Below are 24,968 nucleotides of genomic sequence, written 5' to 3'. Positions count from 1 at the left end.
CCGCTACTGCCAATGAAAGTAGTCTTAATCCCTTAGAAATCAGGGAGCGTTTCAGACTGTACAACCATTTTTATTATCAATAAAATCAATAACTTATATATCGTATTTTAATCGACAAAAGTCGGCTTAAAAGTTGGTGTTTTTTTAACCAATTTCTTACCATAAATTGTATGAATAATAACCAGTTATACGTCCAAAACGTTAAATAATTGCCCAATATCTTCGTCAGATAAAGTCCGAAACGCCCTGATTGACAGGGGCCGCTCTGTTGGTTTGCGACCTAGGCATAATAAAATGAATATTATTTTTTGGCAATATTTATATCTAAAATTAAGTCTTAGATTAACACACCAAGTGCAACGCTAATTAATATAAAAATGAAAGCCTAGCAAAAATTTTTGCTGTCTATTGCAAGAGGCAAGCTTGTCAAAATACAGAAGAAAGCACTTTTTAGCGTATTTTTGTTATGTCATTTAATAAACTTTGATATGCTAGCGTACGAAGTCGCATTATAAACAAAAGTAAACTTCGATTTTGGCTGATTCACACGCAAGGGTATGATATGAAAACTGCTTATTTGTTTGAGACGCGCGGTATTCAGCGCTTTTTATTCGCCACAGGCAAGCTAAAGGACATGCTCGAGGGGAGCGAGCTGATTGACTATATTTGTGCAGACGGTGGCTTGCTCGATGAGACGCTAGACAGCTTGGGTCTGACAGACAAGGTGCAGTCACCGCGTAAAGCAGGTGGCGTTTTTTATTTAATATTTGATAATAAGGCAGAGGCGCAGCGTTTTCAGAGTGCATGGCGTTTGGTTATGTCACAGTGGCTGCCCACGATAGAGCAGGTCGATGTCATTGAAGAGGCAGACAGCGCAAAAGCGGCGATTGGACGTGGTATCGAAAAATTGGCGCAGCAGCGCAATATCATCGGTATTACGCTACCAAATGCCAGCCCCATTACAGAGCGTAGCCCCAGAACAGGGCAAGCGGTGGTCACGCGTGAGCGTTATGGTAACAAAGGCAACGAGTCATTAGACTTGAGCACCTCGATACTACGCAGCTTTCGCAGACCTGCCAGCAGTCAATCGCTGAGCAGTCGATTTTTGGCAGTTGATGCGTCTGAGGACAGCACCGCTCAGCACACGCAGATTCATTTCCCCAATAACTTTGAAGCCGACGCTAAAGCGGCAAAAAAGTTTCCCCTAGGCAGACGCAAGCTCATTGGTCTTATTCATGCTGATGGTAACGGCTTGGGCGAGATATTACGCTTGCTTAATGAGGCGTGCCGAGATGCTAGCGATGCTGTGTATATTGATTTATATCGCACTTTTTCTGAAGGTATTACGCGGGCGACCATAGAGGCGACCAACCATGCAGCGGAGCAGAGCTTACTACCGCATGTGAATGCGAACAATGTGCTTCCTGCCCGCCCATTGGTGCTGGGTGGGGATGATTTGTCCGTCATCGTCAAAGCAGATATGGCAATTGATTTTACCCGTGCGTTTTTATTGGCGTTTAAAAAGACCAGTGAGGTCGAGCTTGGCAAGCTAAAGCAAAAGTTCATAGACAATGGATTGACCGCCTCTGCCAGTAAGCTACCTGCCTATTTGACTGCTTGTGCAGGTATCGTCTATATGAAGTCGTCACAACCATTTCACCAAGCTTATGAAGTGGCTGAGGGACTGTGTAAGCAAGCAAAAATGTTCTCTCGCAACCACAAACAGGCGGTAGCAGGCAGCGACAGCAGTATCATTCCCTCGAGTCTGGCATTTTACAAAATCGGTGACAGCTTGATAGAGGAGGTGGATATGATGGTCGAAAACAGCATGACCGTCTCTACCGCTCAGCACACCTATCATCTGTCTGCCCCTGCATATATGGTGGATGCCTTGTCCTCGCATCAAGCTGACAATGTGGCGAGCCTACAGCAGCTAGAAGACCTCAATACTTTCTTGGTCAACTCAACCATCAATCCGCGTACGCTCAGAGAGATCGCAACCTTGATGCATCTCAATATTGATCAAGCACAACAGGCGTTCAAACGCTGGAAAGCGTACTCTAAACGTACTGAAGAGCAATTAAAAAATGTCTCATCTGCTGAAAAGCGTGAAGTCAAACAGATCAATGTCTTTTTGGATAAATTGGCGCAAGTGGTCGGTACATTAGAGGATGATTTGCCGTTTAGTAAAGTCGCCAGTAATGATAACAAGTCGTCAGCTCAGCATCATGAATACCAAAGCGTGATAGCTGATGTACTGACTCTGATGACTATTGCAGAAGAAAAAACCGTACCCGCACGTCATGAAGCGGCAATCAACGAGAACGAAGAGGCATAACCATGACAACACAAACCATTCATCTGGATTTTAAAAACTATTGGCACGTGGGTAGTGGTAAAGGTCGCGGACACTATCTCGATGCGGAGTGTCTAAAAGACAATTATGGCTTGCCTTTTGTTTCAGGAAAGCAGCTAAAAGGTCTGCTACGGCATGCGGTTAGACGTGCAGAAGCATGGGGCTGGTATAAAGATACAGCGGCAATAGCTGCTGAGGGTCAATACAGTCTTGAAGATTTGCTGTTTGGTAGTGCTGACCAGCACGAGGGTCGCTTTGAGACCACAGCAGGGATGCTGTTCGTTGGTAATGCCACGCTACCAAAGCCTGAGTATGACTATCTAAAAGACAATGACCAAGCAGCGCTGCGCCAATATCTGTATCAGCCGCTATACAACACAAAGATAGATTATGAGACGGGTACAGCAGAAGACATGAGTCTGCGCGGTACGGAAACCGCTTTGCCTATGAGTCTGTATGCTCAGTTACAGCTTCAATTAACTGCGCTTGATGAGGCACTATTACAGCAGCAGCGTGCGCTATTAGCGAATGACCCTTGGCAAGTGATAAAAAAAGCCCTGCCACTTATTGATACCATCGGCGCGCACAGAAGCCGCGGTTTGGGCGAAGTATCGCTCTCATTCACGCAATCATCACAGGACTAAGATTATGAAAACCACTCAATACCTTCTTACACTGCGTCAGCCTGTGATTATCAGTGAAAAATCCGCCTCCGTTGGTGCGCATCAGAGCCTTGACTATATCAAAGGATCAACCCTTCTGGGACTGCTGGCAAGTCGACTATATGCACAGCTGTCTGCTGAAGATGCTTTTTTACTTTTTCATAGTGGTAAGGTGCGTTTTAACGATGCCCTACCTGTCATAGAAGGCAGTACGGTCGCCTACCCTGTACCAATGTGTTTGCACAGCTTTAAGGCAGAAAAATACGCTGATGGTCAAGCATTGCTCGCTGACAAAATCTTTGATATCTCAAAAGTAGCCGCAGATGATGGATTAAAAGAATCTATGAAAGAAAAGCAGCCCGTCCAGCTGCGTAACTTTTATATCACCGTAAATGGTCATCGTATTAGCCCAGAGAAGGAACAAACACTAAAGACGGCTATCGACCCCAAACAAAATCGTGCCCAAGACGCGCAGCTGTTCGGTTACGAGGCACTATCTGCTCACCAACAATTTGGTTTTAGTATCGATGCGGATGATGATGTCTCTGATGCCTTAATCAACAAGCTGTCTGCTATTGTAGGACCAGCACATTTGGGACGCTCACGCTCAGCACAGTTTGGCGCGGTCGATATCGTGGCTCAGGCTTTGGTACAGCCAACCCAAACGCCACCAAAAGCTCAGCAACATTTAAGCCTGTGGCTAATCAGTGATATGCAGCTGCAAAAAGAAGGTCAGCCGACGCTGATACCTGAGCCGCACGTGCTTGGACTGCCTGAAGGTACAAAATGGCTACCAAAAGCCAGCTTTTTACGCACGCGTCGATATAGTGTTTATAACGCGTACCGTCGCCACTATGATAAAGAGCGTCAGGTCATCAGTCGCGGCAGTGTGCTCAGATACGAGCTGCCTGCGGACTTTGATCAACACAAAGAGCTGTATCAGCGCCTAGCAAAAGGTATCGGTGTACAAACCGAAAGCGGTTTGGGTCAAGTGTGGATTAATCCTGATTTGCTAGCCAATACACGCCCAGACTGGCAGCCGCTAAAAAACGCCAAGCATGCAGCACCAGCACATGTCATCAATAGTGCGACTCAGCCAAAAAATAGCCTACTGCTCGAAACGGTACTCAGAAAACAACAAGTGGCTGAGATTGGTAGCAAACCGCGTCAAACCGCTGCCAAAATATTTGCACAGCTGTGTGAAAAAATAGTACAGGCAAGACGCTATCAGGGATTGGTACGAGGTATGCCACTAGAGCCATCACCACCATCACGTGCCCAATTTGGACGATTCAAGGAGCTGGCGAACCAGCACCGTAATGCGCCCGACAAGCTGTGGCAAGAGATGGTAACCAACAAGAATGCTGTGCTAAAAGTGACCACGGAAAATGACAACAGACAGCGCGGCGCATCATATAAGCGCGCAGGTTGGGAGCTAAAATACGCGCCAAGCACTGGTACAAGTGCAAGTCTTGGACAGTTTTTACAAGATGAATTAAAAGCATATAAGGATAAAAGCTACTTTGCGTACATCATTGCTGAGCTGGGGACATTGGGGCTCTCAGAGACTTGGGACGCATACTGCATTGGCTATAAGCCAACCGCGCAAGAACGACAACAACAAGCAGCAGAATATAAGGAGCACGCATAATGATCAGTTCTCGTCCCGTATTTCATTTGCTCAAAGTGACGCTCGAGGCAAAAAGTGCTCATGCTATTCACACAGGACACGGTGATACAGTACACGACAGTCTGGTGGTTCGAGATGCCAATGGACTGCCTACACTCTCAGGCTCTAGTTTAGCAGGGGTGCTGCGTCATGCTTATCAGCGGCAGTATGGCGAAGCAGCAACGCAAGCACTTTTTGGTTATGCCAATGGTCAAGAAGGACAGACCTCATGGCTAAGTATCACATGGGGACTGACGCACAATAGCCACAATCAGGCGCAGGAGGGGCTACTGACAGAGGCACAGCTGAGCGATGAGCTCTATCAGCAGCTCAGTGATGACAAGCTGATTGTGCGTCAGCGTGTGCGCCTTAATGATAAAGGCTCTAGCATGGACGCAGGCAAGTTCGATGTGACATTGGTACCTGCTGGTACGCGCTATAGCTTTAATATTAGCTATTGGGGTGAGTCCTCAGAACAGACAGATACACAATGGAATAATTTGCTCAAGCTGTTGACCGCACAGGATATCCGTATCGGTCACGGTACGAACAGTGGCTATGGTCTATTTGATGTGGTTGCGCTGCATCAGGCAGTATGGGACTTAACTACCGAGGCAGGTCAAGCCAACTACCGCCAGCATGATCGCGCACGAATGAACTATAAAGGCATGGAAACGGTCAGCAAAGACAACTTAAATGATTCGGCATTGTCACCACTGAGTGCGGTTCTAGACTTGACTGCTGAGTCGGGCTGGCGTGTCGGTGGTGGTGAGCGCTATTTAGAAACAGAGTCTCAAGATGAACGAGCGCCCGATATGTTGCCTATGCACGAAGCAAAAATATATTGGCACACACAGTCAGATGGCAAACAAACTGCCAAAATGGGTAATCAGCAATACTTGCTACCTGCCAGCGCCATAAAAGGGGCGATTCGTCACCGTGTCGCCTATCACTACAACTGCTTGACGCAGCGCTTTGTCGATGATGATACCGCTTATGATGCTGATGATAGCCCCGCAGTAACGGCGCTGTTTGGTCAAGCAAAGGACAAACAGGCGAGCGCAGGCATACTGGCGTTTCAAGATGTCTATTTAGAAAATCAACAACACAAAGTACTCACGCACAATAAGATAGACAAGTTTACCAGTGGCGTCATCAATGGAGCACTATTTAGTGAGCAAGTATTGTGGCAAAGCCGCATTAAAGTACAAATCGACATCACTAAGCCTGAGCAAATTACTGATATGACTATCAAGCAAGCACTACAAAATGCGCTATCAGACTTAGCCAAAGGCTGGCTACCGCTTGGTGCTTCAGGCTCACGCGGATTGGGTGCGTTTTTGGATAATACTGATCAAGGCATTCAGTGGTCTGATAGTCAAATGTGGATTAGCACACAAGGAGCAGCGTAATGACAGCACAAAACTGGATATCTGAGATTACAGATGACATCAATACGCTCAGCCAAGTGAGCAACTTAAATATTGACTCAAGTAAGTTTAGACCCGTGCAAAGTCATATTAGCCATCAAACGCTTAACCAAGACGAGCTGCGTGATACGCTGCAAGCAATGGGCGATGTGACAGGGTGGGTACAGGCAACAGGTGCGGTCAAAACTTTGAATAACGAAGTGATCGCCATGGACACACCACTATTAAATGGCGAGTGGGTGATCGCACAAGATGCCAAAGAGCAGACCAGTTATGTTCTGGACTACATCGGTAACTATACATGGCTGCTACAGACATGCGTCCTAGACTTTAGTGATGCAGCACAAGCCAATAGCTTAGCTGAACGCCTCTTGCATAAGGAAGTAGGTGTCAAAAATCCGCGCTATTTGGTATACCAAAAGCTGTGGCAACAACAAGCAGGATCGGTGATTGCAGACAAAGCGTTTTTTGTGGGTTTTGATGGCTAAATCATATTAAGCGCAAAAATTATCGCTAACTACTCCAATTATCATAGAAACAAAAATAAGGAATATACCATGTCTGTGACCGCACCTTATCGCTTTGTGCCGCTGTCAAATTTGATTGTATACCCTGACTGGGCAGAGAAAGTCAGTCATGACAAGCCTTTTAGAGACGGTGTCAGCGGCGAGATGACCGTGACGCTAAAAAACAAAACACCGCTATGTGTCGGCGGCGAGCAATCGCCAGCAACGGCTACGAGCGCTGGTAAAGTACATTTTTTTAAAACTCCTGCGGGTCGCCCTGCGATTCCTGGCAGCTCGTTAAAAGGCATGTTAAAAAATGTCTTAGAGATTGCCAGCTTTTCGCCCATGCGTCAGGTTGAAGACCAAAAGCTCGGTGTCCGTGACTTAACCAATGCCAATAACTTTTACATGAGCAGAATCACAAATGCGCAATCAGGCTGGCTACGCTACGATGAAAAAAAAGGTTGGCTGATTTATCCTTGTAGCTTTTACCGCGTACATCAACAAAATATTATCGATACGTTTGACATTCACTTTGATGATTGGAAAAAGCGTCAATCGGTTATGGAGCGATACTACCAATTGACTATCTGCCCTGAAGTGCAGTTTGAGTACGAAAAGGAAAAGAATGGTAAAAAAATAGCATGTATCAGTAAGATCAAGAAAGGCGAAAATTCAAGCAGCATCGGTCGCTTAGTCGTAACAGGGCAGCCTGGTGCAGGCTTTAAAGAAAACAGAAGCGCAAAAAAATATGAGTTCGTATTTTATAATACTCAAGAAAACCCCAAAACAGTAAGTAGCTCAGTGATGAGCGGCTTTCGTCAGATTCATCAAGACACGCAAGAGTGGCAGTTTTGGCAGAGTAATCTTCAACGATTAAAACATGGCATTCCTGTCTTCTACCACGCCAATGGTCAATCAGTCAGCTCGTTGGGACTGGCAATGATGTACAAACTGCCGTATAAACACAGTATCCACGACGCCATTGCGCATACCAATGCCCAGCATACCAGCCATCAAGAGTATATCGGCATGGCGGATTTGCTATTTGGTTATATCGATGAGCAGTCGAATACTGAGGGCTTGCGCGGGCGGGTGCACATTGGCTTTGCCGAGCTGCAAGATAAAACCCCACTGCTAAAGTTCAGTCCAAGTGTGGTGCTCAGTAGCCCAAAGCCCACATATTATCCTACTTATATTTATCAGAAAAGAGGCGGCTCAGGCTTTAGTCAACTGATGGAAAACAGTGTCAAAATCGCAGGATGGAAGCGTTATCAGGCCAAGGCGGTAGTAGATTATCCCAAATTGGAAGCCAAAGTGGCTGAAAATAAAAAAGTGCAGGTGCAGTTAGAGACTATAGCGGATGACACTGAGTTTAGCTTCATCATTCGCTGGCACAATCTGCGCCCTGTCGAACTGGGTGCGCTACTGTGGTCATTAGATTTTGACAAACCAGATCAGTGCTATCATGCGCTGGGTATGGGCAAGCCTTTTGGACTGGGTCAAGTGGCGCTCAGTGTCTCAAAAAGTCAACTGTCACGCAATGACGGTCAGCCTATCGAGAACAATGATATGTGGCTGGCAGCCTGTCGGATGGAGTTTCAGAAGTACATGAATGATATGTTTGCGGCAAATAATGTCGACTGGGTGCAGTGGCAAGAGTGCGATGTTATCAAAGCACTGCAAGAATATGCCACCCCTGTATCAAATCTGGATGACTATGTTTATCTGTCTACGCCCAAAGAATATGCGCAGTCTAAAAACCGAGATAATCTTGACGAGTTTGTTAACGCTTTTCACAGCTACGATGCCATTGAAGTTAATGACGAATCGCAGCTAAAGACTGTGGATTATCAGTCTGATATCGATACTAGTATAGACGCAGTAAAAGCACATATCGCTAAACAACAGAAAGTCGCTGCGCGCGAGCAAGCCAAGCAAACGGCAACTGCAGAAGACAAAGCGCTGTATAAGATCGAAGATTTTATCGATAAGGCAAAAGAAGAAGTCAGCAAAACGGTGAAACAAAAAGCGCATAAGGAGCTAAAGGTGGTGTATGACAGCTACAAAGACAGTTTTGACGGTGAACAGCAAATCAAGCTGCAATCATTAGCAAATGAAATGTCGAGTGTCATAGGTAACGAAAAACAGTTGGACAAGATAGTAAAAAAAATCAGCAACTGGACATAACGCAACAAGCTCACTGCTTCGCCTATACAAAAAAGCGCTCACCATAGTTGTATGGTGAGCGCTTTTTTTGTTTACAAATCAGGGATGAGGAGGGAAAAAGCAAAGCACTGCTTTGCCCCATTGCGGCGGAAAATCTATGATTTTCCGATTTCAGACATGGTAATAGCCGTCTTTCAGAAAATTCTATTTAAAGAACTTCCTCTTGCGAGACAAAAAAAGCAGTGCTTTTTTTTAACGCCTTGCTCGAGCATAGCTCTGCGCCTTGCGCTTCGGGTAAGTGTCTCCCAGACACTTACTGATCCTTCAGAAAACTCCATTTAAGGAATTTTCTCTTGCGAGACTAAAATCTAAAATTGGCATGCAATTTTTTAACGTTTTGCTCGAGCATAGCTCTGCGCCTTGCGCTTCGGGTAAGTGTCTCCCAGACACTTACTGATCCTCGCTCACCTTAGAAATCAGGGATGAGGAGGGAAACAGCAAAGCATTGCTTTGCCCCGACGCAAGGGAAAATCTATGATTTTCTGATTTCAGACTGGTGTATCTCGTCTTCAAAAAATCCTATTTAAAGGATTTTCCCTTGCAAAGCTAAAAAAGCAGTGCTTTTTTTAACGCCTACGAGAGCGCAGCTCTTGCCTTGCTTGTCCTCGCTCACCTTAGAAATCAGGGAACGTTTCAGACAGCAGAAGCATACTACTCTCTCTTAGATGAAATAGGTCTTAATCCCTTAGAAATCAGGGAGCGTTTCAGACGTAGTGGGTTGTCGTAATCCATACCCGATAACTGTCTTAATCCCTTACAAATCAGGGAGCGTTTCAGACCTCGAAAGGGTTTTCAGAAGTTACTTCTGAGGGGTCTTAATCCCTTACAAATCAGGGAGCGTTTCAGACCAATCAAGGTAGAACCATTGAAGAATTAACTTTGTCTTAATCCCTTACAAATCAGGGAGCGTTTCAGACGTATCTTTACCGCTTTGGGGTTCCTACCGAGGTCTTAATCCCTTACAAATCAGGGAGCGTTTCAGACTCAGGTCTTTTTCAAACTGCTCCATATTCTGTTGTCTTAATCCCTTACAAATCAGGGAGCGTTTCAGACTGTACAACCATTTTTATTGTCAATAAAATCAGTAACTTACATCAATTGTTTTTACCAACAAAAGTTGGTCAAAAAGTTGATTACATTTTAACCAATTTGCAAACGCATTTTGTTTAAAAAAACCACCAATTTGCAGTCTAAAAACGTTAAATAACCAGCATTATCCTCAGTAGATAACGGTCTAAAACGCCCTGATTGACAGGGCTATCTGAGGTCAGATAGAGCTAGAATCATAAGGGATATGGCAGGGTTTTGCAAGTGAGGATAACGGCTTTAAGGTAGGCGATTGACACTATGTATGATGGGTAGGGTAAGGGTGCGATCTATCGTGCAGCGATTGCGGAGCGCTCCAAACGGCGTGCATACCAGTCGTGTCCTTGCGTGCCACAATGGTCACGGATATAGAGCTTGTAGGCGCGTGTCTGCTGATTGATTTTGCGAATTTTATTGAGCAAATCATCTTTTGCCGCATAGAGCGAGACCAGCTGCGCTTTGGCTTGCTTTAGATACTCATAGTATTGCTGTAGCTCTATTTTTATGGCTTGCTTGTCTTCGCCTGTAGCGCGGTCGCGTTTTGCTTTGAGCATCCCGATATGCGTGCCCAAGCTGTTTTGCTTAGCGCGGAACATCTTCACCATATTTTTATGCGCCTCATAATGCTGATAAAGGGCATTGGCGGTTTGTACCGAAGCATAATGTAGCTCAATGTGCTCGCGAAAGTTGCGCGCGTAGGCGTGCTGCGTACGTTGCGCTTGCATCTGCTGCTCGCGCTGCTCTGTTTCCTTAAGCAGGTCGCTTTCGGTGCTTTTATAGCGGCTATAGGCTTGATTTTCCTCATAGCTCAAAAAGCCCAGTATGCCTACTGCCGCTATCGCACCACCTATTAACCAAAACATAAGCGCCCCTTTGTATCCATGATAAGTTTAGATTTACCGATAGTGCGTATTCAGGCGGTATTAGTTTACATCTGTAAAGACATGCGCTGAACCGCTATCACGTAAGGTATCGGTAAATTGGGTAAAGGATTTATAAACAGCATCTGCATTGCTGGTTTGCTGCTCTAACTGTTTTTGCAACAGCTCGCTTTGCTGTTTATATAACTCTCCTAAGATACTTGTAAGCTGTAGTTGGACTGTTTCAGATGTCTCCGTTGAAGCAATGGTATTTAATATGCTGTCGATTTGCGTCTGCACTTTATCGAGGCGTTCGCAGGTTTGTTGATCGATGTCTTTTTGCAAGGCATCCAAGGTCTGCGTAAAGCCGTGGCTAAGCTTATGCATCTTTGTCATTTTCTGTTCATGCGCTTGGTTGTCTTGACGCATGATTTGATCAGCCTGACGGTGCATGGCTTCGCGCTGTACTTCAAGCTGTGCGATCTGTGCACGGTAGGCGGTAATGTTAGCGCATAAGTCGATGCTTTTTTCGAGAACAGCAAGGGCAACGACGGGCGTGGCTTTGGTCAGTGCATTCATCAGGTTTCTCCTAAGTTAAGTATCGGTATCGGCGGTGGATAAGGTAACTATAACGTCATACAAATACCGTGCTTTGGTATCGCAAGCTTGTGCCCACATTGTGCTGCCATTAAGCACCAGTGGCTGACTTATGTCAGCTCAGGTACATGGTTGATGGTAATAGCTTCAGGTGCAAGGCGTAATTGAAATGGTGAGCCTTTACCAGATTCGTTGGTGATATCAAGTTTGGCAGCCAGCTCAATACCCAGTGCGTCTTTTAGCGCGGTTTGTAAGCGCGACTTGGCACCTTGAAAGAACTTTTTGTCCACGCTGATTTCAAGGTCATCGTTATATTTATGCTCCTCGTAGTGCTCACAGTATTCTTGGGTCAGCTGATTGATATACGCTATTTGCTCTGGGTTAATATTGCGCTCATTGATATTTTTCGTAGGGCAGACCACACCATTAAGACCTTGCTGGCGGCGCTGGGCAAACCACATCAAAAATGCCCATTCACGTAATGGCAGGTTGTCTATCTCAAACTGATCATTGATGATGACTTTGCGGTTAAAGACATTGAGCGTCAGCGTAGTGTCCTCATATGAGGCATTGATCTTTTGTACCACTTCGCTAAAGCTGTCATCTTGATTCAGCTGATGCTTGGGCAAGATGGCAGTACGCATACGCACAAATGGAATGTTCGCAAGCCATACTTGCGCTTCTTGGGCGTTGCCCACGACTTTTTCGTCACGGTCAGAGACGAGGTGCTCCGTCGGCGTGGGGTAAAAGAAGTTGACTGCTTTTTCAAACTTTTCTTCTACTAAGACGTGCGACATGGCATCTTGTGCGCGTCCATAGAGCGATAGGGCGTAGCCAGCATAAAAGCCCATGGTTTTGCGTCCGCCCGCGATAGAGACGTGTACGCTGGTATCAGGCATGCTGGTAAAGGCTTTGATTGTTTTGCAGATAATATCTGCTGAGCGCTCGTTATCCTCAGGTGTTTTTAGATCGCTTAGCGCTTTGCCATCAGTATCGGTAATCACATGCAGGCTGTCTGTCGGGTTGAACTGTACGTCTTTGATAATAGGGTAGTCGTGCTTAAACTGCTCAAAAACCTTTTGTTCAAACAGGCGCTTACGAATTTGGTTCAGACCGTCTTGGGTACTGAGTACGTGTACTTCGTCAGGAACCCATTGTGTGTCGGCATTATCATCGCAGGCGAGCGCCCAAATGGTTTCGGTAACGATCTGCGGGGTCATGCCAGTAACTAAAAATAGAATATTGCGTGACATAGTGTTTCCTTATAAATGCGTGGGATAAGCAGAATTATAGAGATAAATAACAAACGTACTGGTTATCGCAAGCTTGTGACATATGACGCTTGCGATAACTTTTTGTATAGGCAGTTTACATGGACAGCAGTTAACCTTTAATGGATGTACTCTGCAAAGTCACGCAGCTGCTTGCCATGGATGACGGTGATATTTTTGTCTTTAGCGACGCGTAGAGATTCAGCAGAGATATCAAACAGGCTGACGAAGTATTTGTGCGTATTTAAGCCACCAACGTCGCTGATAGACTGCAGCTTATGTAGTTCGCGGTTGACGGCGTTGGTTGGGCTTTCTTGCTTGTGCCAGTTAACGGTTTTACACTCCATCAGATGTAGGTAGCTTGACTTAATGTAGGCGACATCGATTTCATTGCCATCACTGCTTTTCTTAAACTTTAAGCCAATCTTAACGTCGACACCCGAATCCTCTTGGCTTCTGTTCTGATAATGCTGGTTAATCCATAAGCCTGTTAGTACTTCAAACCAAGTACCACTGACAAACGCGACTGCGGCTTTGTTCTCAAAGGTTAGGGTATTGGTCGCGGTATCATGGGTAAAGTAGCTGTTAGGAGTTTTTGCCAGTTGATTTAGCCATGTTCTGCAATTTTTATATACATTGCTCTCTTTGATATTAATCGTCTTTGGAAAGCTGTCTTCAGACTGCTGCAACAGATCTGCAGTAAGTGCATTGAGTAGCCGTACCAGACTTTGCGTCTTAATGATATCTGCCTGCATATACTGCTGCATTTTAGTAATATAATGAAAATGCGAAGCAGGTAACTCCAAAAAGCTAATGTTGCTGGTGGTAGTAAAGCCATGCGCTTGCAAACGGTTTTCAATATTCTCAGGCAGGTTAAGAGGATAGCATTGTTGTCCTACAGGGCGGTTATACCAGACGATTTCGTTACGTCCACGATTTTGGTAGACGCATTCGTAGCGGCTACTGCTTTGGGCAATTTGGTCTTGAGCGATGCTAATGAGCTTGGTGCCACCTGTGATGTTGAAGATAATCTGTGATGGGCGATTGACCGCTATCCAGCCAAGTATGGTATCTTTTATCGCTTCGATATCGTACTCTTCGATACCTGCTGCTAGATGCAGCTGCTCTACAGTCACTGCATTGTTTGGGGTATCTAAAATCCCATTTAATACACCGACAAGCTTGTCGACATGACCTTTTTCACGCGAAAAGTCTGTACTGACAATGACGATTTTTTTGATATCGGTGTTGTGGTTTTTGAATAAATGAAAAATAAGATAATAGTTGGCTTCTGTCTGGGCAGTTGCAGTTACGAAGAGTGTTTTCATGTATCAGTCCTTAAACGGTGTCTACCAAAGCGAGGCGATAAAAAATGTCAAAGATAAGCAGTAGCCAATAGATATCTGAACTTATTTTGGATAATACTATACGATTATTGTTAAGTGTTCACGCTGTTTTTGCTGCTTTATCCTCCGTTGCCGTAAAATCACCGACTTTAGGCGATGGATATAAGGCAACGCCATAACCACGCTTATCCACAGATGATATTTAGTAGACTAATGTTGAACGAAGAGTAATAGCAGTATAAAATAACCCCATGAAAACCCTCAAGTTACGCATACGAGATAAACACATAGACCAACTAAACCGCCTAAGCGGTTCGGTTAATTTCGTGTGGAACTACGTCAATGACTTGAGTTACAAACACCTAAAACGAACAGGTAAATTTTTTTCAGCCTATGATTTAGCTGTTTACACCAAGGGTAGCGGTGAATATTTAAACTTACATTCTCAAACGCTACAAGCCATCAATGAAACCCATGCCAAAAGCCGCAAACAGTTTAAAAAGGCTAAACTTAACTGGCGAACGAACAACCCAAAGGCAAAACGCAAGTCATTAGGTTGGATACCTTTTAAAAAGTCTGCTATCAAACATTTAGCCACACGTCAAAGTGGCAAAAAAGGCTTAAAATCAACACTACAGCTATCCCTAGCCGAAGGACGAAAGCTAATCATAGACCTATGGGACAGCTACAATCTTAGCCTGTATCAAATCAACACCCTACAAATCGTCCAAGACAGCCGTAACCGTTGGTATGCCTGTATCACCGTCAAAGAGTTTCCAAAACAAATCTGCGGTATTGATAGCGTTGGCATTGACTTAGGACTAAAAGAGTCTGCCATCACTTCAAACGGTGCCAAGTTACAGATTAAACAAACGCAAAAATGGGCTAAGAAGCTAGCGATTGCTCAAAGAGCCAAGAACAAAAAGCGTGTCAAGGCGATTCATGCCAAGGTTAAAAACACACGCCAAGACTTAATACACAAATTCACCACCAATCTTATTAAGCAAAATGCTTTGATTGTGGTCGGTGACGTTAAATCACGCTCATTCACAAATAAAAAAACCAAACTGGCAAAATCAACTTATGACGCTGGTTGGTATGAACTCAAACGGCAACTGGAATACAAATGCGAGAACGCAGGTTGCTGTTTTGAAATTGTGAATGAGAGTTACACTACCCAGAATTGCTCGTGTTGCAAGCAGATAGATAGCAACAGTCCGAAAGGTAGAGCAGGTCTTGGAATAAGAGAATGGACTTGTGCTGGGTGTGGCTCAAGGCATGATAGAGATATCAATGCCGCTAAGAACATTCTTGCGGTCGGGCTTGACCGTCTAGTAGTAGGAATCCCCTCACTTTAGGGAGGGGAGGAAGTCAAAAGGTTTAGAACATCGCTGCAAATGGTGTCTGTATTTTGCTCATGGGTATCAAAATACTGTACGGTGACCAACTTGCCTATTAATGCGTAGGCATCAGGTGTCTGTAGCCAGCGATACAGCTGTTGATAGCTTTGTTTAAAGCATTGAATGCTCTCAATATTTTCCTCATGTTTACCGTATTGTCTGCTGCGCGCTTGGTAGCGAGAGAGGAGTACGGGTTCAGGCGCATCTAGATGAATGACCATATCTGGAATGGCAATCTTGTACTCTTGCTGGCGTACTTGTGTAAAGTACGCTTCGGGGCAGATGCCCTGTTGCATTGCCTTTTGCCAGCGTACGCTAAGGCTGGTAAAGATGCTGCGATCACTGACAATCACATCAGCGTGCCAGTCGGTGAGCTGAGCATGATGATTGGAGCGCGCTGCATACAGCTGGCGCAAATACATATCATCACCCTGACGCTGCAAAAAATCTTGCTCCAGTGGCTGTGTTGCAGGCATTGGTGTGGTTGGAGAGAGTAACGCCAGTTGCTGCTGCTCTTCATCGCAGTAGGCACGGAGCATCGGTACGAGCGCATCTACTAATGTGCTCTTGCCAGCACCTTTTATTCCTTCGATTGCGATATACATAGAAGCTCCTGATACGTTTTGTGTGCATGATATAAAAGTCGGCTATGGTCGTCCGCTCGTTATGAGCTGGCGTGTAAAGCGGTTACCTCTATCTCCCATGCTTGACTACCAAGTATGAGTTCATCTGAGATATCTCCTACCTGTAGTCCGATAATAGATTTTGCTAATGGTGCGTTGTAGCCGATCTTAGCCGCCTGAATATCTGTTTCGTCAAATCCAACGATTTCCCACGTTTCATTGACGCCTTTATCGTTGGCAATGTCGTTTAGGTTCCAGCGAGTAATACTGACCAAAGAGCCAATTGCCACATGGTTAGTAGGACGATTGTTTGGATCTATATTGACAGGCCTTGCATGCTGCAATCTTTCGGTTAGCTCCTTGACAGTATGGTTAAGGTTCGCCTCAAGCTGTTGCTGGCGATTGAACTCAGGATTGTCATGCCAGCCATCACCAGACAGCTCAAAGGCGATTTGGCGATGCTCACGCACTTCGGCATATTCTTGCTTCTTACGAGCCAATAAAGTTTTAAGGTTGTCAAAACCAGTGGTAGTCATATAGATAGTGGTTGATTGGGTCATGTGACGCTCCTATACGTTATATTTTTTAAATTGTTTGGCAAAACCCTCTGTATGTTAAACAGATGAGCTCTTTGCTGATGAGACAACTATACGCTGTAGCGGTAAGAGGCATAGTGTTTGGCAAGCTTGTGCATCACGAATATCATACTCATTGAGTAGCCTAGTCAGAGTTTCGACAGCGTCTTTGCACATAAGTGTGCTCGTGGCTTTTTTGAGTGCATGCCTTTGAGCAATCATTTGTTGTACCCGAGTATCAGGGGCACTTTGTCTGACGATACGGCGTAAGGTTTGATGAGGTTGCTGGGATGTGATCTGATACCCTTGGTTAAGTAAAGCGGTACTGACATGACGGAACAGACAATCATATAGCGTTAGATAAGCTTGAGCTGGCGATAAAGCATTTGAGGTACTGAGCAGTCGCTGGCGTAACCGATAGAGACTTTGCTCTTCTTGCGCTAAACACAAGATGACGTTGGTCGCAGGCTCGATTTGGTCGGTGTAACGTAGGGCTTTTAATAGTGCATGATCGATTGTCATAGTGCAGTTTGAGTCTGTCATATACTCTCTCTCTTAATAAAAAGGGTAAAGGTGGCTATTGCTACCTATCACAGCAGTATTTCTGTGCATATGATGCATACTGATGGTTTTGTTTTAAATCAAGCATCAGAGCAAGCTGGTTACGCTGCTAGCCGCTGTTGGTCTAAGTAACAAACCAAAGCATGCTTGAGCTCATCAGCCGATAGAGTGGTCGGATGCAGCTTGGGGTCTGCGGTAGTTGGGAATAAGCGGTTGGTCAGTATTTGTGTAGGTGCAGTACAAATAACCGTTGCTACCAACTCTTCTCCAGGATGATTGATCCGGTGCAGTTGATCCGGTGTCATTACATAGCTTGCACCCGCTGTCTGTGTGACGTTCTGCAGCTTTTTTAGGTAAGTTGCACCAACATACTGCTTATGCGCTGATACGTTGGTTTTATTCTTTTGATGCTTGGCGGTGTACAGATACTCATCTGATAGCAATGTGGATGTATGGCTATCAGATAATGATAGCTCTGATGTACGGGGTAGGGCAGTTGAGTCATCATTTGCTGCATCTGCCCAGAGCTCACTTTTGAGTGCGCCTGTTAGCACATGAGAAGCAAAGCCCCAACGATGGCTATGGATGTTTTCTTCGCAAGAAGTACCAGCGAACCAAATGTGTAGGCGCAGCTTATAACCTTTGTCTAGAAGGACCACCTTCAAAAAACCATTGCCATGCCAGTAAGAGCGTGCAGCAATTTGTTCAAGAAGTGCTGGGGATTGAATAATAGAAGATAATAGAATCGTCATATTGGCAAGGTGACAGTGCTGGCTAAGTAGATGAGCCAGTTGGACTAATGAGTCGTCATTAGTAGATGTACCATTATTCTGATAAGTGATGAAATGCTGATGTAGGCGCTCATGAATGTTAGTGAGTTGTATGTCAGCTGATAGAGGGGTTAAAAGCGTGTTTGTTACTGGTGTGGTCAATGTCATCATGATGTCCTCTAAGCCCCTGTGTGTAGGTGCTATTAGACATCATTGAGAGATGGGTTATGCAGAACGACAAGCTTGTTACTTTTGAGGGTATGCCCTTGTTTTGGTTCGTTTAGGTTAGAGGTGGAGGCGTAAGCTTTAGCCGATATTGACCCAAGCCCATGGTGGTGTTTTTACCGATGTGTAGGCGTTCACCCAGTTGCAATGCTGGTAAGAGCCGAGAGAGCGTTTGGTGGTCACCGGTGAGATGGAGGTTGCCTTGTAGTCCATAAAGCTGCATTTTTCGCTGCTGGCGGTTAGAGCGGCGAGGCACATGATTGGCCACAATATCGACTGCTATTGATAGTGTCTCGATGTCTTCTTTGAACCGATGATAAGAGTCATAGCCTATATCCCATGACTCATCAGGGCTATGATTGTCTTGGCATAAGCGGATGCGGTTATATAGCGAGGCGATAAATGTGGCGCTATCAAGATTATCTGGATGAGAGACGATACGGTTGTTTTGTTGATAGCGAAACGGTGTCAAAAACTGCATGGTGAGTTGAATGGGTTGGTTGGCTAAGTATGCAGGCAAGTCACTTGTTTTCAAATCATGCTCTTTTGAATTGCATGCTTCTAAGTCTGAGAAATTTTGTAGATTTGAGGTTGGTAAGTCTATCGCTCGCGCTGGAGACAGTTGAGGAGAGGTATAGAGAGTTTTGCCATCACAGTCCGCCTGCAAAAGCGTTGCTCGACGGTAAGGGCTATGAGCACCCAGTCCTGATGCAAGTGCCAGCTCCCATGCTTTGACAATCAAAGTGGTCTCAGTCACTGCCGCACCCATTACTGTCATACCGAATTGCCATATGTCGCCTTTCTTGAAGGTCACTGTTTTTTTGCCGCTCACCTTCGGCTTTTGGGTCTCTTGCACGATATGATGAGTGTGGTCGTAGTCAGCGGTATCGCTAGAATGATCAGACATTTGGTCAGTGATGGGGACATGTATGACATAAGGATTGACTGCTTGAACGGTAGCGTGCTGTAGTGCTGGCATCTCAAATATACGGGGGAAGTTGCAATGCTGCTTCAAAGGGCAGTCTCTACACTCTGGCATATCTGTGACACAGGTCAATGAGCGCAATGCAACGCCAAATGCACCGCGTAGCATCGAGCCTGAATGCTCGGGCATGTGGAGTGGATCATCTTGGCGTACCATAAAACGCAGGGTAGATAGGTTTGGTCTATTGACCACGGCTGTCGACGATACAGAGTAGGTGTGCATGTATAAGTCCAGATACAAGTAGGGTATTGAAGGCTTAAGACTATAGCAAATCTCAGCCATGGTTTAGATAGCTATCATAAAATATTAATGCAAGCTATAAAGATGTAGCGAAACGATAAGCTTGTCAAAAATACCGCAAAAAATAAGTTTTAAATTAGGGCGTGTTGAACATTCGACCATGGCACTGACAGCGACTATTTTTTAGGCGATTCGATGTTAAAAATAATAAGTTTAGTCATTCTAAGCGCTTATTTTTAACGATGAAGCGGCAAAAAAGAGTCCTGTCCCCTGCTTTTATCGTTGGGGCTGATGCTAAAATTGCCCCATACTGCGTTACAAATCTCGCTAAGGCATCTGCATTATCGTCGCTTTGTGCCTTGTCTGGAACCATTTTAGCGATCAGCAGTGCCTATTTGCGAATGTTCAACACGCCCTAAATGTAAGATAGTAATAATTAGCTATTGCACCTGCTATAGACATCTACTACCATGTATCAGATAACTTTAATCGGTTATTCCCTGACAGTTAGGGAGTGGTTTAGACAGGCTACCTGAGAAAATAACTCAACCGTTCAGACAAAAAACTGGTCAATATGTGTACAATTCACTGTAAAAAATTGGTTAAAAAATCACCAACTTTTAAGCCAACATTTGTTCGTTGTAATTCGATACATAAGTTATTGATTTTATTGATAATAAATATTGGTGTACAGTCTGAACTGCTCCCTGATTTCTAAGGGATTAAGACCATAGTCTCGTAGAATAGTGGTAATAACTCTTCGTCTGAACTGCTCCCTGATTTCTAAGGGATTAAGACCGATAGACATTAACAATAGTGTCATTCTCATTGTCTGAACTGCTCCCTGATTTCTAAGGGATTAAGACCAATCCGTGTTGTCTTTTTTGTGCGTGGACTTATGTCTGAACCGTTCCCTGATTTCTAAGGTGAGAGACGTCAAAAAATTGCATGCCAATTTTAGTCTCGCAAGAGAAAATTCCTTAAATGGAATTTTCTGAGGAAATAACGAAACACTGCCTCAATCGAGTACAAGAGAATTTGCATTTTCGCAAATTCTATCAAACTGGCTACAACAGTCTGACCAGAAAATCCCAGATTTTCTCTTGCGTCGGGGCAAAGCAGTGCTTTGCTGCTTCCCTCCTCATCCCTGATTTCTAAGGTGAGCGAGGATCAGTAAGTGTCTGGGAGACACTTACCCGAAGCGCAAGGCAAGAGCTATGCTCGAGCAAGACGTTAAAAAATTGCATGCCAATTTTAGTCTCGCAAGAGAAAATTCCTTAAATGGAGTTTTCTGAAGGATCAGTAAGTGTCTGGGAGACACTTACCCGAAGCGCAAGGCGCAGAACTATGCTCGAGCAAGGCGTTAAAAAATTCCACTGGAATTTTAGCTTCGCAAGTAAAAATCCTTTAAATAGGATTTTTTGAAGACGAGCTATAACGGTCTGACCAGAAAATTCTAGATTTTCTTCTCTTGCGTCAAGATAGAGCGTTTACTGATTGTCATAACGCAAACCAATAAAGCCACCTCTTGTAGGTGGCTTTATTGGTCTAATGGCTAGCTGATGTGTGAGTTACTCCAGATACGCTTGTAGCTGCTGTATCAAGTCACAAAATATACGCAGCTGCTGCTCTGTCTCTTGTCGTTGTGCCTCAACGCGCTCAAATTCCTCCAACGCTTTTTTGGCATCATCTTGTACGATAGCAAACTGCTGATCTAGCGTTCGCTTTTGATCATCACACGCTTGATCCTGCTGGCGCATTAGAGCAAGCCTAGTCGTAATGCTTTTCGTCATGCGCTCGTTGAGCATAAACAGTAACTGCTCTTGTTCTTCATACTGTGACGCACATGCCTGTGCCGCCTGCGAGACAAGACGATAAAGCGCAACGTACTGGCTAAGTGAGGAGGCTGCTTGACACTGGCGCTGGTAGTCCTCAAGCTCACGTTGACGCGACTGACGTTCTTTTTTTAGATGACTCAACGCTTGCTGCGACTCTGTCAGTGAGTCCTGCTCAAACATACTCGCTAAAGCGCATGCAATAGCACCTACTGCTGTGATACCAAACCCTAGCCAAAACATACGCGTATTCCTTTACCAGTAAGCCGTGCACATAAGCAGTCATTGATTTAGTAACCCGTCATTATCACTGTCATCGCCATCATTGATGTGCGGTGTCTAGGGCAATAGGTCGAGCATCAGGCTAGTACACATCTGTCAAAATCTGCGAGCCTTCTATCATCATATCGCTACTGTGTTCAAAGGAAATAAGCGCATGACTGCTAAGCTTGCGATGATTGGCAATCAAATCAGACTGCTTGGCCTGCAAGGTATCTATGACGGTTTTGATCAGCTGTAGCTGCTCAATATCTATGTCAGGCTCACATATACGGTCGATCAGCTTGACGAGCATCGTATTTGTATCGTTATACATTTTCATGACGTCTACAGTGTTCTGGCGATTGTGTGCCAAGGTGACACCGAACTGTTCACTCAATTGATGTAGCTTTGCCATTTGTCTTTGATGGTTGTTTTTTTCTTGCTGCATCGCATGGTTGGCTTGTTTGTGCATGGTCTCGCGCTGTAGTGCTGTCTGACTGGTAGCATGATGATATTCCATGATATGGCTACACAATCTTAAGCCTTCAGTGACTAGCTCACTAATATAAGGGGCGGCAACTATTAAAGACTTTGACATTGTGGCTCTCCATATTATATACATGCATAACTTGACGGCTAGGGGTGGATGTAGCGTGGTGGTTCGATTAAACCATGCTTGAGATGATAGCCAATTAAGTGGATTTATTATTAATTTGGCAAGCTTGTCATTGATAAGTTGGACCGCATCATTGCCGTAAGATAGTACTGATGATGATTGGCAATTGTGCTAATCATATTGGGAGCGAGTCGGTATGGCAGCTATTGTAGGTTTATTAGTGATGTTTTTGATTAGTGGCTCAGTGATATTGCTCCTCGTCGCTGTGATTGGCGGTATTATCAAAGCGATCATGTATCTGCTTGGTCATCGCTGAGTACAGCAGGTAGGATGGGGGAACGTAATAAGTGGTTATATCTTCTGAATCGGTAGACGCTTTACGCTATAGGGTTCGAGCTTGGCATCAAGTTGAGACAACTGATCAGCGGACAGCTCAATACCGCGCAGGTGCTCTGGGATACATAGGCTTAAATGCACATAGCTGATACCGCGCTCGCCTAGATCCGCCACCAAGTTAATGGGCAATGACCCTACGACTGTGTCACCTACCGACAGTCTTTCCTCACTGCCTAAGTGGGTGAGGTGTACATTGTACTGATGACCCATATGATTCATCCACTCAACTGCACCCTGATGACGGCTGACCAAATAAACTGTCATACTGCTCCTTAACTAAAGATACGATCAATATACTGCTAATTGGTGGCTATTATAGAGGCTATCGCTTGGCAGCGTCACTATGACAAGCTTGTCAGAAAAAGTATTACACAGATATATTTCACAGTGACGACTTATGTTTAACAATTAATAACCGGTGCCGCTTGTTATCAATGATAATCAGTATATCAATATGACTGTTGCACAGATGGATGACTTGCATTACTATATGTATAGTGAGCTATCACTGTTCACACCCTGAGTGATTAGGGGCGAATTCAGACTTTATCTGACGAAGATATTGGATACTATTTAACGTTTTAGACTTACAATTGGTCATTATTTATACAATTTATAGTAAAAAATTGGTTAAAAAAACACCAACTTTTAGACCGACTTTTGTTGGTAAAAATAATGGATGTAAGTTACTGATTTTATTAACAATAAAAATGGTTGTACAGTCTGAAACGCTCCCTGATTTCTAAGGGATTAAGACAGATACTATACGACACTGACCTTCCTTACGAAAGTCTGAAACGCTCCCTGATTTCTAAGGGATTAAGACAGATACTATACGACACTGACCTTCCTTACGAAAGTCTGAAACGCTCCCTGATTTCTAAGGGATTAAGACAGATTTTGGTACATACACCGACCTCCTGCAGTAAGTCTGAAACGCTCCCTGATTCCTAAGGGATTAAGACTCTTGCAAGAGGGTTTGTGGTCTCGGCTATATTGTCTGAAACGCTCCCTGATTCCTAAGGGATTAAGACACTTCACGTAGGGCACATACCTGCATTTCCATAGGTCTGAAACGCTCCCTGATTTCTAAGGTGAGCGAGGATCAGTAAGTGTCTGGGAGACACTTACCCGAAGCGCAAGGCGCAGAGCTATGCTCGAGCAAGACGTTAAAAAATTACATTGTAATTTTAGCTTCGCAAGAGAAAATTCCTTAAATGGAGTTTTCTGAGGAAGTAATGAAACACTGCCTCAATCGAGTGCAAGAGAATTCGCATTTTCGCAAATTCTGTCAAACTGGCTACGATAGTCTGAACAGATGATTTCAAACTTTCTCTGCATCAAGTCATAGCAAAACTCATAAAATATAAAAAAGGACACAACGTCATCGTTGTGTCCTTTTTTGTGTGTATAAATTCTTTGAGACTGCTTAAAGTTTCTATATTAAATAACATATCTATTGATAATTAAAATAAGGTTGACTACTATTGTTTATTTAATTAGCTATGTCTATTAGTTCTATTTCATAGATATATTGTGGATTGCAAATAGCGTTTATACCTTACGATGAGATTGAAATGAAAAAAAACCATAGAGAAGTGACAATGATATTGGGTCTATGTGCAGTGTTTGGCGCAAGTAGTGCAACCGCCGGCTTGCAAGCCTTTGAATTAGAGAATACGGAGCAACCTCAGTGTGGCTACAAAGATGACAGTATCACGCGCTACACATTAGACCGCCAAGGCAAGGTGCTTTCTAAAAAAACCTATACAGATTGGAATGAGATAGACCAAGAACGCTATCCGTAAAACGATTAGTAATTCCTCACATCTATTCTTAAAAATGCATACTTACTGACATCTGAAAGTGAGCCATGTAAAAAATACTTAATTTATTTAAATTTATAGGAAAAATCTCATGTTTAAAAGGACAAGCCTGCTACTAGCAGTATCGATGATTATCTTAGGTCTATCCTCTACGGCTAATGCAGCACCTAAAACAAAATATGGTGTCACAGTGGTTGAATGTGATTTTGATTATGAGGACGAGAAATTTTGCACAGACAGTCGTTTGAAAAGCTATGCAACCGTTATGAAAGAGCGCAAGCCTAACTTCAATGGTAATCAGATTATCTATATTTTTGAAACCAATGCTACGGGGTATGTTAATAAAAAACCTTATCGTTTGGTTGTGATTGACCCTGCTAGTAAGACAGTAGTGCCTTTTAGGTATTCGTTATCAGCGGCAACTGGATCAAATGGTAAGCCAATGATCGTTAATAAGAAAGGCGATACGATTGATTTTGATTTTAGCATTAAATCTAATCGCTTTTGTTTCTCAGGCAATATCGATGCTTATAGAATGTCTGACAGCTATGTAGATCAACCTTTTTGTTTTAAGTATGACAAAGCCCAAAAAGATATGGTAAGAGAGTATTAAGGTTTATTGACCTAAGATAGTGCATAAGAG

The 24,968-nt window shown here is 44.2% G+C and carries 21 protein-coding genes and 3 CRISPR repeat arrays (1 of these 24 cut by a window edge); of the genes, 9 read left to right on the top strand and 12 right to left on the bottom strand.

What is annotated here, in order from left to right:
* Positions 1-57: a CRISPR direct-repeat array (repeat unit 36 nt; unit sequence GTCTTAATCCCTTAGAAATCAGGGAGCGTTTCAGAC); it reaches 603 nt to the left of the window's first position.
* Between the two features lie 505 nt (positions 58-562).
* The 6 genes from CUR83_RS08610 (at position 563) to CUR83_RS08585 (ending at position 8,813) form a co-directional block, all read left to right on the top strand.
* Positions 563-2,338 (top strand): Cas10/Cmr2 second palm domain-containing protein, encoded by a 1,776-nt coding sequence (locus CUR83_RS08610; protein ID WP_284719475.1) that lies wholly within the window; start codon positions 563-565, stop codon positions 2,336-2,338.
* Positions 2,339-2,340: 2 nt separating this feature from the next.
* A complete protein-coding gene (locus CUR83_RS08605) occupies positions 2,341-3,000 on the top strand; it encodes an RAMP superfamily CRISPR-associated protein (RefSeq protein ID WP_284719474.1) in 660 nt (219 codons plus the stop codon).
* Between the two features lie 4 nt (positions 3,001-3,004).
* Positions 3,005-4,669, top strand: coding sequence for a type III-B CRISPR module-associated Cmr3 family protein (locus tag CUR83_RS08600; protein ID WP_284719473.1), 1,665 nt, complete (start codon positions 3,005-3,007; stop codon positions 4,667-4,669).
* Positions 4,669-6,099 (top strand): RAMP superfamily CRISPR-associated protein, encoded by a 1,431-nt coding sequence (locus CUR83_RS08595; RefSeq protein WP_284719472.1) that lies wholly within the window; start codon positions 4,669-4,671, stop codon positions 6,097-6,099. Before CUR83_RS08600 ends, CUR83_RS08595 begins: the two co-directional genes overlap by 1 nt.
* Positions 6,099-6,605, top strand: a complete 507-nt coding sequence (locus tag CUR83_RS08590; RefSeq protein ID WP_284719471.1) for a hypothetical protein — start codon at positions 6,099-6,101, stop codon at positions 6,603-6,605. The genes CUR83_RS08595 and CUR83_RS08590 overlap by 1 nt, the downstream gene beginning before the upstream one ends.
* A gap of 69 nt (positions 6,606-6,674) precedes the next feature.
* On the top strand, positions 6,675-8,813 hold the full coding sequence (locus CUR83_RS08585) for a TIGR03986 family type III CRISPR-associated RAMP protein (protein WP_284719470.1): 2,139 nt from the start codon (positions 6,675-6,677) through the stop codon (positions 8,811-8,813).
* A gap of 713 nt (positions 8,814-9,526) precedes the next feature.
* Positions 9,527-9,905: direct repeats of the CRISPR family, unit length 36 nt; unit sequence GTCTTAATCCCTTACAAATCAGGGAGCGTTTCAGAC.
* A 323-nt stretch (positions 9,906-10,228) separates the two neighbouring features.
* Here the strand turns inward: CUR83_RS08585 and CUR83_RS08580 are convergent.
* From CUR83_RS08580 to CUR83_RS08565, 4 genes are all read right to left on the bottom strand, one after another.
* A complete protein-coding gene (locus tag CUR83_RS08580; RefSeq protein ID WP_284719469.1) occupies positions 10,229-10,801 on the bottom strand; it encodes a hypothetical protein in 573 nt (190 codons plus the stop codon).
* Between the two features lie 60 nt (positions 10,802-10,861).
* Positions 10,862-11,377: a hypothetical protein gene (locus CUR83_RS08575; RefSeq protein ID WP_284719468.1), complete on the bottom strand. Its 516-nt coding sequence runs from the start codon at positions 11,375-11,377 to the stop codon at positions 10,862-10,864.
* 128 nt (positions 11,378-11,505) lie between these two features.
* Positions 11,506-12,648 carry a CRISPR-associated ring nuclease Csm6 gene (gene csm6, locus CUR83_RS08570; protein ID WP_284719467.1) on the bottom strand — a complete coding sequence of 381 codons (1,143 nt, stop codon included), beginning with the start codon at positions 12,646-12,648 and terminating at the stop codon, positions 11,506-11,508.
* Between the two features lie 137 nt (positions 12,649-12,785).
* The gene (locus CUR83_RS08565) at positions 12,786-13,994 is read right to left on the bottom strand and encodes a Card1-like endonuclease domain-containing protein (RefSeq protein ID WP_284719466.1); all 1,209 of its coding nucleotides are present in this window, start codon (positions 13,992-13,994) and stop codon (positions 12,786-12,788) included.
* A gap of 269 nt (positions 13,995-14,263) precedes the next feature.
* Here CUR83_RS08565 and CUR83_RS08560 point away from each other — a divergent pair, with 269 nt between their 5' ends.
* Positions 14,264-15,370, top strand: a complete 1,107-nt coding sequence (locus tag CUR83_RS08560; RefSeq protein ID WP_284719465.1) for an RNA-guided endonuclease InsQ/TnpB family protein — start codon at positions 14,264-14,266, stop codon at positions 15,368-15,370.
* On the opposite strand, the gene CUR83_RS08555 is transcribed toward CUR83_RS08560, so the two are convergent.
* The 8 genes from CUR83_RS08555 to csx16 all read right to left on the bottom strand — a co-directional run bounded on the left by CUR83_RS08555 (position 15,367) and on the right by csx16 (position 22,763).
* Positions 15,367-16,017 carry a deoxynucleoside kinase gene (locus CUR83_RS08555; RefSeq protein WP_284719464.1) on the bottom strand — a complete coding sequence of 217 codons (651 nt, stop codon included), beginning with the start codon at positions 16,015-16,017 and terminating at the stop codon, positions 15,367-15,369. The two genes, CUR83_RS08560 and CUR83_RS08555, sit on opposite strands and share 4 nt — an antisense overlap.
* 59 nt (positions 16,018-16,076) lie before the next feature.
* The gene (locus tag CUR83_RS08550; RefSeq protein WP_284719463.1) at positions 16,077-16,595 is read right to left on the bottom strand and encodes a GreA/GreB family elongation factor; all 519 of its coding nucleotides are present in this window, start codon (positions 16,593-16,595) and stop codon (positions 16,077-16,079) included.
* A gap of 54 nt (positions 16,596-16,649) precedes the next feature.
* Positions 16,650-17,153 (bottom strand): hypothetical protein, encoded by a 504-nt coding sequence (locus CUR83_RS08545; protein ID WP_284719462.1) that lies wholly within the window; start codon positions 17,151-17,153, stop codon positions 16,650-16,652.
* Between the two features lie 119 nt (positions 17,154-17,272).
* A complete protein-coding gene (locus CUR83_RS08540) occupies positions 17,273-18,112 on the bottom strand; it encodes a hypothetical protein (RefSeq protein ID WP_284719461.1) in 840 nt (279 codons plus the stop codon).
* A gap of 109 nt (positions 18,113-18,221) precedes the next feature.
* Positions 18,222-19,373: a CRISPR system precrRNA processing endoribonuclease RAMP protein Cas6 gene (gene cas6 / locus CUR83_RS08535; protein ID WP_284719460.1), complete on the bottom strand. Its 1,152-nt coding sequence runs from the start codon at positions 19,371-19,373 to the stop codon at positions 18,222-18,224.
* 1,589 nt (positions 19,374-20,962) lie between these two features.
* Positions 20,963-21,469, bottom strand: coding sequence for a hypothetical protein (locus CUR83_RS08530; RefSeq protein ID WP_284719459.1), 507 nt, complete (start codon positions 21,467-21,469; stop codon positions 20,963-20,965).
* A gap of 121 nt (positions 21,470-21,590) precedes the next feature.
* Entirely contained in the window at positions 21,591-22,085 is a 495-nt protein-coding gene (locus CUR83_RS08525; RefSeq protein ID WP_284719458.1) for a hypothetical protein, read from the bottom strand.
* A 369-nt stretch (positions 22,086-22,454) separates the two neighbouring features.
* Entirely contained in the window at positions 22,455-22,763 is a 309-nt protein-coding gene (gene csx16 / locus CUR83_RS08520) for a CRISPR-associated protein Csx16 (protein WP_284719457.1), read from the bottom strand.
* A gap of 457 nt (positions 22,764-23,220) precedes the next feature.
* Positions 23,221-23,533: a CRISPR direct-repeat array (repeat unit 36 nt; unit sequence GTCTGAAACGCTCCCTGATTCCTAAGGGATTAAGAC).
* Positions 23,534-24,076: 543 nt separating this feature from the next.
* On the opposite strand from csx16, the gene CUR83_RS08515 reads away from it, so the two are divergent.
* Together CUR83_RS08515 and CUR83_RS08510 are read left to right on the top strand one after the other, a co-directional pair.
* Positions 24,077-24,307: a hypothetical protein gene (locus CUR83_RS08515; RefSeq protein ID WP_284719456.1), complete on the top strand. Its 231-nt coding sequence runs from the start codon at positions 24,077-24,079 to the stop codon at positions 24,305-24,307.
* 109 nt (positions 24,308-24,416) lie between these two features.
* Complete coding sequence (locus CUR83_RS08510) at positions 24,417-24,938, top strand: hypothetical protein (RefSeq protein ID WP_284719455.1); 522 nt, start codon at positions 24,417-24,419, stop codon at positions 24,936-24,938.
* Positions 24,939-24,968 lie beyond the last annotated feature (30 nt).

The organism is Psychrobacter pocilloporae (assembly GCF_029872915.1).
Taxonomy (GTDB): Bacteria; Pseudomonadota; Gammaproteobacteria; order Pseudomonadales; family Moraxellaceae; genus Psychrobacter; species Psychrobacter pacificensis.
The sequence above is the reverse complement of the archived record's forward strand: the minus strand, read 5'-3'. Positions and strand labels throughout refer to the sequence as shown.